A 12,088-nucleotide genomic window follows, 5' to 3' on the forward strand; every position below is an offset into this window, starting at 1 on the left:
CGTTATAAATAGTGCGCGGCACAAAGTTTATTGCCGAATGGATCGCGAAGGTAAGCCAGATAAAGCTTTCTCTCAGCACTTGCGCGCACTCCCGGTGGATCTTCACAGGTAACGCCACCATTCTCGATACCCGCCGCATGCCACGCATCTACCAGCTCAGGGCTATCAACTTTAAAGCCGATCGTCATACCGTTACCATGTGTAGCCGCTTCGCCGTTAATAGGCTTAGTCAAACCCAGCACACCATTTGAGTTGATGTATAAGCAGCGACCTTTTGCATCGATAACGCCTTGCGGATAACCCAAAACACTTAGAATCGCGTCATAAAACACTTTTGATTTTTCAATATCGTCGGAGCCGACCATAAAATGACTAAACATTTTCCTTCCTTAGTGAACCATCAAAAATAGACTTGTTGCATATATAGTTACCGTATATTTTAACTACCAGCAATGCCTAATTGAGATAATCCGTAAAATTTGACACAACACTAATTTGATCTCGCTATTGTTCAATCGATATTAGTGATTCAGCTTAGCTCAGAGCTATCAAAATTAACGTTATAAGCATTTTTCCAATTGTTTAATCTTTAGTTCCAGTGAGATTACAGAAAACTTTAACTTGATTTCTACCAGCCTTCTTAGCTTGATACAAAGCTTCATCTGACTGTTGGACAGCATTTTCAAACTCAGTTTTATTGAATGGTTTCGCGCAGACACCAAAGCTTGCTGTCACTTGTTCATTCACCGGCAACATATTCGCATTCTGCAAATTAGCTCTCAAATTTTCAGCAATCATGCAAGCTTGTTCGATTGTAACGTTGGTTAACAAGATAAGAAACTCCTCACCACCCCATCGAATAAGTAAGTCACTTTCACGAATATCAGACAAACATTTACTAGCCGCTGCCAAGACTTCATCACCGACCTGATGACCAAATCTATCGTTAATCGATTTAAACCGATCAAGATCGATCAGAATAGAGACAAGTTCTTGATTTCGTGTTTGCATCGCCAACCACTGTTCAAGCATTAATCGATTACCTAAACCTGTTAACTGATCTTTTGTTGCTATGCTTTCTAACTCTTTTACTGCCAGTTCAAGTGCTTCCGTACGCTCCTGAACAATCTGTTCCAAAGTTTCATTATTTCGTTCTAACTCTTTTGATGTCCTTTCTAATTGACGTTCAAAGCGTTTGTTAAGTGTAATGTCACTAAAGCTTCCCACCATACGTATAGGCTTGCCATTCCTATCGTATTCAACCACACGGCCACGATCATGGACCCATAAGACTTCACCATTGGTACGTACCATTCGATGTTCACTATCGTAAAGACCATCAACTTCCAAAGCCTTGCCAACCGCCATCATCATTTTTTCTACATCATTAGGGTGAATAAACTTTTCTAGTACTGACATGTCATGAACACGCATATTACTTTGTAAGCCTAATATGTCACACCACTTGCTATTGTGATGAACCTTGTTATCGGCAATATTCCAATCCCAAATACCGACGTTCGAAGCTTCCATTGCAAAGTTATAACGCTTTTCACTTTCTTCAACCGCTTGATAGGCATTTTTTAGTTCAGTGATGTCATGTGCGATAACCAATAGTAGCTTGTTGCTTCCTTCCGGATCGAGTATTGGTTTTTTAACAGATTGGAAGTAACGAATCTCGCCAGTTTCAGCATGAGTAGACATTTCTATGGTCGTTGTTGTTTTTCCTGACTCTAAAACTTCACGAGCGCTTTGCTCATAGGAAGAAACTTGCTCTGCGTTGTCGTTAAAGTCAGCATCCGTTTTACCCACCATTCGCTCAGGTGTTGTGCCATACAAACTTGCTAAGGCTTGATTGCAGAGCAAAAAATCCCCTTGCCAGTTTTTTATAAAGATAACATCCGGAGATTCATCGATCACAGTTCTAAGTAAGTTAAATCCCGACACCGAGGCCACCAATGCTGGTAGTTCATCGATTTTAGACATAGGGCCTCTAGCCCCACAGTGACTACACTCTAACGCATGTTTGTCACTGGCGTATTTTTTCACGCGCAATGTATCGCTCTTACAATGCGGACATCGCTTCATATTGGAATGAAAGTAAGTGCTAAAAACCATGATTACCAAGAACATATTCATTGAGTTAATGAGCATGTTAACAATTCACTCAATACTGCCGTATCAGGATAGAGCTTAGAGGATTGTAGGAAAAAGGAGATCCATCTTATTTTGCGTAAAGAAGCCCAAAATCATATTCATTGAACGACTCAAGTACGCTTTAACTATTAATAGCTGGCAAGATTCGCAGTATTCCCAAGAGTTCAAACTTCATCACAATTACAGCTTTTCATTTTGTTGGATTATTACATCATTGTTAGGTTGTTTTTGTTACACAATTTGTATGCAAACAAACCGAACAGAGCACCCTTTAATCATATTACCCCTTAAGATTACCTGTGTATTACTTAGTTTCTCAGTAAATTTTTCTAGCTTAGATTAAATTGTTGTTAAAAATAATTTTAAAATTGTGTAACATTCAACCCTGTTTTGGTTGTTTACTTACTACGAAAACAACCAAAAACGGGAGTTTTTCTACAGACAATGCTCAAAGCTAAAATACAAATAAAATATCGAGCACAAAGTGTCGGTGGCTGTAGAAAACTAATGATAGTTAAACACTTGTAATGTTTGCGATTTAGAGAGATTTAGCCCCAAAATGAGTAACGTAACTGGTCAAAAAGGATTCAGCCAGCTTAGTTCTAATGCTGCAGAGAAACTGGTCGATGTGGTTTTAATCGGTGGTGGTATTATGAGCGCAACGCTCGGTACTTTCATCCAACAATTAGAACCTAATTGGACTATCAATATGTTTGAGCGACTTGATAAGGTCGCAGAAGAAAGCTCCAACGGATGGAACAATGCCGGAACCGGCCATTCCTCTTTAGCTGAATCAAACTACACCCCACAGACTTCCGATGGCGAAGTGACTATGGGTAAAGCGTTAGAAATCTACGAACAATTTCAACTATCCCGTCAATTCTGGGCCTATTTGGTTGAACAAGGTTTAATCCGCGATCCAAGTACCTTTATTAACAGCGTTCCCCATATGAGTTTTGTTACTGGCGAGAACAACGTTGATTTCCTTCGCAAGCGTTATCAAACACTGCGCAGCTCACCTCTGTTCGATGGCATGGTTTACTCAGAAGACAGAGAACAAATTAAGTCATGGGCGCCATTGCTCATTCAAGACCGTGACGAAACCCAGCCTATTGCAGCAACGCGTTCTCGATTTGGTACTGATGTGAATTTTGGTGCACTTACTCACCACATGGTCGATATCTTAAACCAGAACGAAAACTTCACGTTGAACACAAAACATGAAGTAAAAACGTTGCACCGTCAGTCTGACGGTACTTGGAAAATCACCGTCAAGAATTTAGACAACAACAGTATTCGTACCGTACACACTAAGTATGTTTTTATTGGCGCTGGTGGTGCTTCACTGACTCTACTGCAAAAATCTGGTATCCCTGAATCCCGCCAGTATGGTGGTTTTCCTGTGGGCGGTCAGTTCCTTGTGACCGAAAACCCTGAAATCGTAAAACTGCACCGTGCAAAAGTTTACGGAAAAGCAGCTGTAGGTGCGCCACCTATGTCTGTTCCACACATGGACACTCGTTTCATCGATGGTAAAGAAGTGGTACTTTTCGGACCTTTCGCTAGCTTCTCTAGTAAGTTTTTAAAACAAGGCTCGCTGCTTGATTTGTTTGGTTCGGTAACACCATCAAACTTGATTCCAATGACTCAAGTCGGTTTAAAGAGCTTTGATTTGATCAAATACCTTGTTGGTGAACTGCTGCAAAGCAGCGAAGATCGAATGAAAGCTCTGAGAGAGTTTTTCCCTACCGCTCAATCTGAAGATTGGTCATTGTGGCAAGCTGGGCAACGCGTACAAATCATTAAAAAAGTGGCGGGTAAAAGCGGCGAATTGCATCTTGGTTCTGAACTCGTTCACGCAGCAGACGGAAGCTTAACTGCACTCCTAGGAGCGTCTCCTGGTGCATCCGTGTCTGCGGCGGTGATGCTTGAGTTACTGCAACGTTGCTTTGCAGAGCACATGGCAACTGAAGAGTGGCAACAAAAGATCAAACAGATGATCCCTTCATATGGCGTTGCTTTGAATGAGCACCCTGAACTCAATCAAGAGATCCTGCTGAACACCAGTAAAGTTCTCAAACTGACTCAAGATCTTGTTGAAGTTCGCTCAATAAAAGAAGAGGTCGAAGAATCTGAACAGCCAGCTTTGGCAACCACTGCTTAAACGCCTCTAGAAATCAACAAAGCTAACCATATAGGTTATGCGTTAGCTTTGTTTATCACATTGATTGCGCCATTGAGTCGGCGACAACCCTGTCCAATCTCGAAAATGACGACTAAACACAGAAGCCTCAGCGTATCCTAGCTGAAGAGCAATGTCGGTAATGCTTTGTGCGTGGTCAGCCAGCGATTTTTCCGCCAGTCTTTGCCTTACTTTTTGCAATATTTCACGATAGCTTGAGCCATAACTTTTCAAACGAGACTGCAAAACTCTCGGGTGTAAATCCAACGCTTTGGCGACCCTTTCTACGCTGCACTCACCTGTGGCTAGCAAGCGAGAAATAAGATCAGACGCTTGGTCATACAAATTGTTGGGATAACGCTTGTTTAAGTACTGCAGATGTTTTTCAAAATGTCGCTCAAGCAGTTCAGGATCTTGGTAAACCTTCGAACTCAACTGGCTTGGTCGTAGCAGTATCCCATTAAATGACTCATCAAAGAGAATGTGCGGTAGTCCTGAATTCGCTCGTAGCGAGTAATCCGGTACTTCCGATTGGGTTAAGTGAAGCGTAATGCGTTCCACATCGGTATTGAGAATGCTTGCAACAAATTTGGCCAGCTGGACCACACTCAGTTGTATGAGCTGTTCTTTGCCTATTTCATTATTGACATCAATATTCAGTGATACCTGTACCCAACCATTTGTTTCTTTTAAATCTAAAGACACGCCTGACGAGTGCAAATAGAGGTAGTCGTTAACCTGTGAAAATACATCGCCGACAGTTTTAGCCCTAGACAGTAACATCGGTAGGTCGCCCAGACTCTGTAAGCTTTGTCTTTGCCCCAACATCACGCCAAACAGAGGCTGGTTACATTGTAACGCAGCCGTTTCCATGAGATCGGCTAACCGCGAGTAAGCAATATATGTATCGGGATCACGGAACTGAGTCGCCGACAAACCTACATCTTTCAATATATCTATTGGGTTTTGGCTTAACTCATGGACCAAGCTGTCAAACTTGTCTGCTGCTCCGCTTCTAACGATATACATATTCCAATCCAGCAATGTTAATCATTTGTGAATGCAATATATCAAAAAACCTTCGCAAAAAATCAAGTTAACGACAATTTCATGATGTAGATTACGCTCAAGTTAACATTTTATTAACAAGGAGATGTACCGTGGAGCTTTTCAATAAAGTTGCTGTCGTTACAGGTGCTGCCGGTGGTATTGGTAAAGCGATTATTAATCAGTTACTTGAGCAAGGTGTTAAAGTCCTCGCTGTGGATCTATCGGAAAAATCTCTGGAAATCTATCAAGGTTTTGATGAAGAACAACTGCACACTTTCGCGGCTGATGTTTCTGATTACGGACAAGTCGAAGCCGCAGTTAAAGCTGCCGCAACACATTTCAGTAGCTTAGATATCATGATTAACAATGCTGGTATTGGCATGGCGAAACCACTCCTAGAGCACGACCCTATCCATGATTTCGATCCCGTTACAAAAGTTAACCAAAATGGCGTGTATTACGGAATTTTGGCGGCAGCACATCAGTTTAAGTCGCAATGTACGAGAGGTGTCATTCTTAACACTTCCTCAGTCTACGCACAGATGGCTTCGGAGATGACGTTCACTTATAACGTCAGTAAAGCGGCCGTTGATATGATGACCAAATGCGCGGCACTTGAACTTGCACCTCTTGGTATCCGTGTGGTTGCCATTGCACCCGGACGTGTTGATACACCGATGCTCCGTCAATATGAAGCATTTGGTCTTTGGGAACACATTAGCAAAGAACAGATGCGTCAAACATTCACTCAGCCTGAAGAAATCGCCAACGTGGTTTCATTCTTAGTCAGCGATCAAGCCAATTGCATTAATGGTTGCACTGTTAGTGCTTCCGATGGCTTCGAAAACTTCAAATACCCTCTTTTGGGTTAAGAAATAACAACAACAAGGAAGAGAACAATGTCATTACCAGAAGTGATTCAACATCAAGATTTTCTGCTAACACTTAATACCAACGAAGAATCTATAGTCAAAGATGCATTACCGGGCGTAGACGTATACCCACTGTTTCTAGATCCTGAAAACGGCACTTGGGTTATCCGTGCGAAGTTTGCACCGGGCATCACGCTACCTAAACACTTCCACACTGGCGTCGTGCATTTCTATACGTTAAGTGGTGCTTGGCACTACATGGAATATCCAGATCAAGTTCAAACCGCAGGTAGCTACCTGTACGAACCAGGCGGTTCTATCCATACTTTCCACTGCCCTAAGGACTCAGGTGGTGCTGACGGATTTATGGTGATCTCTGGTGCAAACATCAACTTCGACCAAGACGGTAACTTCATGAACATCATGGATGCAGGTTGGATTGAGCAAGTACTTATTGCGGCTGCAAAAGCGCAAGGTATCAAAGCACGTTACATCAAACCGGGTGCAATTGCTCAGTTAAGTGACCAATAGGTCAGTAAGCTAACAACATGATTCACTTATAAAGCACCAGCTTTTACAGTCGGTGCTTTTTGTTATTCAATGTCTTTCAAAGACTTAATGTAGACATGGGTTGTCTTACTTCTTTCAAATCCCACTTTGGGATAGAACAGATGCGATTCCTCTCTTTCAATATTGGATCTCACCACCATTGTCTCTAATCCCTGCTCAATAGCCCACTCTTGTGCAGCTCTCACCAACGCTTGCGCGATGCCAAAACATCGATATTGTTTACCAACGACCAAACCTGTGATTTCAGCTTTAGTGCGAGACTCTAGAAACATTCGTTTCTCAACCACCAGCCAACCGCATACTTGGTTATCGACTACTGCAATATAAACACAATGCAAAGGTGAACGACTCAATTGCGTTAACCAAGTTTCTGTGTCTGTCGTATTTGCTGTATAACCAAGTTCTTGCGTTAACGTTGCTATCTGGTTGGCATACTCAGAACGTGCAGTCGTGATTTCAAATTTCATTAACGTCCCTTGTTACGGTCGAAATAATCATCAAACATGGCAGTATTCAAGCATCTTGGCAACAAATCTCAGACAAAATAAAACCTCTATCAAGAGGTTTTATTTTCGTTTCAACTTATCTTTATTCGGCAAAATTTGGATAATCCGTTAATCCTTTTTCTGCACCACCAAATAAAGTATTAGGATCATGAGTTGCCCATGGCTGACCATTTTTAATGCGCTCAGGCAGATCTGGATTTGATACATAAGGGCGACCGAACGCAACCATATCAGCTAAACCAGAATCTAAAGCCAAAAGCGCTTTCTCAACATTGTATTTACCAGCGTAGATCAAAGTGCCAGTAAAGGTTTCGCGTAACGCCTGTTTAAACGCTACTGGCATTAACGGTGCGTCGTCCCAGTCAGCTTCTGCAATATGTAAGTATGCGATGCCGTGTTTATTGAGAACTTTCGCTGCTGCCACATAGGTTTCTTCAGGGTTCGCGTCAACCGTACCATTTAGAGTTGTTAATGGCGCAAGACGAACACCGACTCGGTCAGAACCAATGGCATCACATAATGTCGCTACCACTTCATCAAGGAAACGCAGGCGATTTTCAAGGCTACCACCGTACATATCGGTACGATTGTTTGATTCAGAGTCAATAAATTGATTGACCAAATAGCCATTAGCCGCGTGAAGTTCGATACCGTCAAAGCCTGCCAACAGCGCATTCTTTGCAGCTTGGTGGAACTGCTTAATCACAAGATCAATATCATCTTGAGTCATTTCACGTGGCATTGCCGTGTCAACGAACCCTGGCTCATCAGTGCCGTTATCAACAAACACTTTCACACCTTCAGCTTTAATAGCAGAAGAAGAAATAGGTTGCTCACCGTTAATGTTGTCTGGGTGAGTGACACGCCCCACATGCCAAAGCTGAGCGAAAATAATACCGCCTTTCGCATGCACTGCATCCGTTACCTTCTTCCAACCTGCCACTTGTTCATTACTGTAGATACCCGGAGTCCATGCGTACCCTTTTGCGTTTGGTGCGATTTGGGTACCTTCACTCACAATCAACCCAGCGCTAGCGCGTTGTGCGTAGTACTTTGCCATTAAGTCGTTGGCCACATCGTTTGGCTGACTTGCTCTTGAACGAGTCATCGGAGGCATAACGATGCGGTTTGCAAGTTGAAAACGACCTACTTGAATCGGTTGAAACAATGCGTCAGTCATAAGTTCCTCGGTTGGATAAGTGAATACTTGTATGGGGAAGATTCTAACAGTGAACTAGGAGCTGATTAATCAACGAACGGACAAAACATTTTTGCAAAAATCACAAAAATACTTATCCGTACGAACAGATTTAGCTGGTTTTAAAGAGTGAATCGAGGTTTGATAAAGTCGATAAATGCCGATATTCGGCGAGCCACTTGGGATGATTTATAGTACACCGCATTGATCAACTCACGATCTGAAGACTCTTTACTGTATTCATCTAACAGTACAATTAATCGGTCTTCAGCAATGTCTTGTCTAACCATATATCCTGACAAACAACTGATACCATTACCGGCAAGAACCAACTGGCGTACCGTCTCACCACTGCTGCAGGCAATGGTTGGTTCAATATGATCTACACCTTCTACAGGCCAGACATTCAAACTTTTTGGTCTGGTAAAACCGACAATCTCATGTTGAGAAAGATCATCAGGCGTATTCGGAAAGCCTTTTCTCGACAAGTACTCTGGAGAAGCAACAACGAATAAACGGCTCTTACCAAGAAAGCTGGAATGCAGGGTTGAATCAGCCAATTTGCCAATGCGAATCGCCACATCTGTGCGCTTTTCAAGAAGATCGACATAGCCCTCGTTTGAGGTAAGTTCCAGTTCAATGTCAGGGTAAGCTTGTTTGAATTCCCGAATCAGTGGCACTAATTGATTGAACATAAACGGGCTGGCAGCGTCCACACGAAGCTTGCCTTTTGGCAGTTCTCCTCCGCTGGATAGATCTTCTTCCGCTTGCTGAAGATATTGCAGACCTGAACGCACCGAATCAACAAAGCGTCTGCCTTCTTCCGTCAACTCTAACCGTCTTGTCGTTCGATTAAGGATTGTGATTCCGAGTTGCTTCTCAACACGTCTCACTGCTCGCGAGACTTTAGCCACCTGTACCCCCATGGTTTCGGCGGCAAGTGAAAAACTGCCACTGTCGACCACATTAACTAAGATCTCTAAATCATCTGAACGAGTGCGCATCGAATATCCGTTTATTGCAAATTTGACAAAATTAAACTGATGATAGTCATTTTGAAATGAAAACGAAACCCAACACCTCATTCAACAGAGAGCAATATATTGGGTTTCGTTGATATTTGTACGCAAACGGTAAGTGGTTAAATCACGCACTCTTTAACTGAATTAGCTTTACCAACACCTTTTTCGATGATGGCTAGCATTTGGTCGTTCTTTACTGAAGACACAATCTTATCCAGTAGATTCTCCGCCGTCTCCTGCGAGGAAACTTCAACCAAGCAATAATATGAGTTGGAAATCTGCTCTGTCACGTTGCGGATTGCCTCTTGGTCTCCCAACTCGGTTTTCATAAGCGTATCGATTGATTGAGTAAAATCTTTAGCTCTTTGGGCTGCATCTCCGAAAACCTCAAGGTTCAGACTATTAAGATCGATTGACTGAGCTTGAAGTTGCAAAGTATCCACGGCTTTATTTGCGACCTCTTGAGCTTGGTCAATCACCTTACTCGCGTCATCACAACCAACCAGAGCAAGAGTTAAAGTCAATGTCATTACCGATTTTTTCATTTTTAGCCTCTGAGGAATAATTGACGCTTCGATACTAAACCAAGCTAAAAAGTCATTGAACTAAAATAGCGTAACAAAATGCGAGACTATACCTTTACAACAGGTGTTCGCAGGTAACTTCACACGTTTCTATATCAGCCACTTAAAAGACTTAGCTAAAAACTCATCGGTATTTTCTGTGACAATTTCACCATGTGCCATAACTAAAGTCTTGGTGTCCCAACTCAATAACCTATCGAGATGTGTACGTGCATCTTGTTTGCCGAACATAAAACTTAAACGCCAATCCAGCGGTGTTTTGCCGTTAGGGGCAAGGATTCCAGCGCCCTTAGCTGCCAACCTTTGCCAATAGTTAAAGCTATGTCCTGAAAAATTTTCTACCAAATCAGTCACGATTAAAGTCCCAGAGACTTTGTGGTAAAACACGCACTCTTCCATCAATGGAGAACCCGAAAACAACTCTTGCTCGATATCATCTTCCCAAGCCCAGTTTTGCAGGCTATTCAAAGAACCATCAAAAGTAATATCACTGCGTTTTTTAATCACTTCATCAGTTCCAAACACTTGAACCTCTGGATAAGTCGAAATCCACTCAGGCAAGAACAAATGGTGTAAATGATTAGGCGCTATTAAGTATTTCACGCATCCTAGTGCTTCTATCTGAACTTTGATTGTTTCAGACAGTTTGATCGGGCTATGCACCCAGAGATCACCGTTGGACAAACGAACCACTGTCATACGAGTGGAATAAGGCAGACCGAAGAATTGAACAGGTTCACCGTTAAATATCCAAATTTCATTTGCTAACTTTTCCATATTCCTCCAATAACACAAAGTCACCGCAAATGAGGATCAAGCTAGATAGCTAAACACGGTGGTTGTGTTTTTATCAATAACACCAGACATCAATATTGGTGTCGGAAGCTCCAAAAGAGCAGAATATTATGCATTTAGTTGCTCTACCTTAAACTATTTTAAGATAAAGCTAAACTATCGCTTGGTGACAACAGTCTTTATTGAGACAATCCTTGCTGTCACTTCCATATTAACGGACAACTATGAAACTATTAGTACGCAACCTTGCTCGTACAACGACAGAACAAGACATTCGTAAACTATTCTCAGAACATGGAACAGTCACTGAATGCACTCTCGTTTTAGATCAAGAAACGGGTATCTCTAAAGGCTTTGCTTTCGTCGAAATGCCAGACGTTTCAGAAGCTAAAGCTGCTATTGCTGCGCTGAACCAAACCAGTGTTGCTAAAAGTAAGATTCGAGTCAAAACGGCTCAATAGAACGAATTATCAAGCCAGCCGAAACGCTGGTTTTTTATTGTCTAGAAACTGTGTGTTATCTGATGTTTCAAATGCATCGTGCTCCCTACAGGAAACACTAACAGCAGCAAACAAAACGCTATTAATTTGCTAACAAAATTGATTATTGCTGAGAAAGTTTCTTAACATGAGCCCGTAGTTTTTTCAAAGCCCAATCGTAATGACTTGGCATTGCTGAAACACAATAACTTCCAAGGGTTGTAGATCCAGTCCAATTAAAAAACTGCTTAGTAAATAACGCCTGATCAGAAAAACTCAATACTCGTTCAAGTGCAGCTTGGTGGCTTGTGGTAACCAGCTTTCTTGCATCAGATAGCTCAGTGGTTTGGTGTTTCTTCCAAAACTCTACATTCATTTCGCCGTACGTTTTCCAGTTGTAGGGTTCAGGTAGAAAATCTGCCTTTTGGCCAAGCTTGTTAGAATCAATCCACTTTATTAATAGCTGATGCCACTCATAAAGATGGATCAAAACGTCTCTCAGGTTACGATCGCGCTCCCAGTGCTGTTCTTTCTTGTTCGGGTAACCGGAAAAATTAAATTCAGTATTCAACGTCAGCTCAGTCATCGAGTCGATGTAGTTCCAAAGCTTAGAAAAGTTTTGTTCTGCTTGAGAGATCAGTTCTTCTTTTGTTTTTGCTCTTGCCATATGTTA

Annotated in this window: 13 protein-coding genes; 4 read left to right on the forward strand and 9 right to left on the reverse strand. The window is 42.1% G+C overall.

Annotated elements, in window-relative coordinates:
• Nucleotides 1–2: 2 nt before the first annotated feature.
• Complete coding sequence (locus L3V23_RS16220) at nt 3–380, reverse strand: VOC family protein (RefSeq protein ID WP_237292544.1); 378 nt, start codon at nt 378–380, stop codon at nt 3–5.
• 202 nt (nt 381–582) lie between these two features.
• Complete coding sequence (locus L3V23_RS16225; RefSeq protein WP_237292546.1) at nt 583–1,986, reverse strand: sensor domain-containing diguanylate cyclase; 1,404 nt, start codon at nt 1,984–1,986, stop codon at nt 583–585.
• Nucleotides 1,987–2,716: 730 nt separating this feature from the next.
• On the opposite strand from L3V23_RS16225, the gene mqo reads away from it, so the two are divergent.
• Complete coding sequence (gene mqo / locus L3V23_RS16230) at nt 2,717–4,321, forward strand: malate dehydrogenase (quinone) (RefSeq protein WP_237292547.1); 1,605 nt, start codon at nt 2,717–2,719, stop codon at nt 4,319–4,321.
• Nucleotides 4,322–4,363: 42 nt separating this feature from the next.
• Here the strand turns inward: mqo and L3V23_RS16235 are convergent, their stop codons facing one another.
• Nucleotides 4,364–5,368, reverse strand: a complete 1,005-nt coding sequence (locus tag L3V23_RS16235; RefSeq protein WP_102966782.1) for an AraC family transcriptional regulator — start codon at nt 5,366–5,368, stop codon at nt 4,364–4,366.
• A 131-nt stretch (nt 5,369–5,499) separates the two neighbouring features.
• Between L3V23_RS16235 and L3V23_RS16240 the strand changes: the two genes are divergently transcribed.
• A complete protein-coding gene (locus L3V23_RS16240) occupies nt 5,500–6,261 on the forward strand; it encodes an SDR family oxidoreductase (protein WP_102966781.1) in 762 nt (253 codons plus the stop codon).
• Nucleotides 6,262–6,288: 27 nt separating this feature from the next.
• Nucleotides 6,289–6,792: a 2,4'-dihydroxyacetophenone dioxygenase family protein gene (locus L3V23_RS16245; RefSeq protein WP_102966780.1), complete on the forward strand. Its 504-nt coding sequence runs from the start codon at nt 6,289–6,291 to the stop codon at nt 6,790–6,792.
• 62 nt (nt 6,793–6,854) lie between these two features.
• On the opposite strand, the gene L3V23_RS16250 is transcribed toward L3V23_RS16245, so the two are convergent.
• The 5 genes from L3V23_RS16250 to L3V23_RS16270 form a co-directional block, all read right to left on the reverse strand.
• Nucleotides 6,855–7,298 carry a GNAT family N-acetyltransferase gene (locus L3V23_RS16250; RefSeq protein ID WP_102966779.1) on the reverse strand — a complete coding sequence of 148 codons (444 nt, stop codon included), beginning with the start codon at nt 7,296–7,298 and terminating at the stop codon, nt 6,855–6,857.
• A gap of 121 nt (nt 7,299–7,419) precedes the next feature.
• On the reverse strand, nt 7,420–8,517 hold the full coding sequence (locus L3V23_RS16255) for an alkene reductase (RefSeq protein ID WP_102966778.1): 1,098 nt from the start codon (nt 8,515–8,517) through the stop codon (nt 7,420–7,422).
• A gap of 140 nt (nt 8,518–8,657) precedes the next feature.
• On the reverse strand, nt 8,658–9,539 hold the full coding sequence (locus L3V23_RS16260) for a LysR family transcriptional regulator (RefSeq protein WP_102966777.1): 882 nt from the start codon (nt 9,537–9,539) through the stop codon (nt 8,658–8,660).
• A gap of 137 nt (nt 9,540–9,676) precedes the next feature.
• Nucleotides 9,677–10,102, reverse strand: a complete 426-nt coding sequence (locus L3V23_RS16265; RefSeq protein WP_102966776.1) for a hypothetical protein — start codon at nt 10,100–10,102, stop codon at nt 9,677–9,679.
• A gap of 129 nt (nt 10,103–10,231) precedes the next feature.
• The gene (locus L3V23_RS16270) at nt 10,232–10,918 is read right to left on the reverse strand and encodes a DUF4336 domain-containing protein (RefSeq protein WP_102966775.1); all 687 of its coding nucleotides are present in this window, start codon (nt 10,916–10,918) and stop codon (nt 10,232–10,234) included.
• A 242-nt stretch (nt 10,919–11,160) separates the two neighbouring features.
• On the opposite strand from L3V23_RS16270, the gene L3V23_RS16275 reads away from it, so the two are divergent.
• On the forward strand, nt 11,161–11,397 hold the full coding sequence (locus L3V23_RS16275) for an RNA recognition motif containing protein (RefSeq protein WP_042483361.1): 237 nt from the start codon (nt 11,161–11,163) through the stop codon (nt 11,395–11,397).
• A gap of 142 nt (nt 11,398–11,539) precedes the next feature.
• Here the strand turns inward: L3V23_RS16275 and L3V23_RS16280 are convergent, their stop codons facing one another.
• A complete protein-coding gene (locus L3V23_RS16280) occupies nt 11,540–12,082 on the reverse strand; it encodes a ClbS/DfsB family four-helix bundle protein (protein ID WP_102966774.1) in 543 nt (180 codons plus the stop codon).
• Nucleotides 12,083–12,088 lie beyond the last annotated feature (6 nt).

This window comes from Vibrio sp. A1-b2, from assembly GCF_021726015.1.
Taxonomy (GTDB): Bacteria; Pseudomonadota; Gammaproteobacteria; order Enterobacterales; family Vibrionaceae; genus Vibrio; species Vibrio diazotrophicus.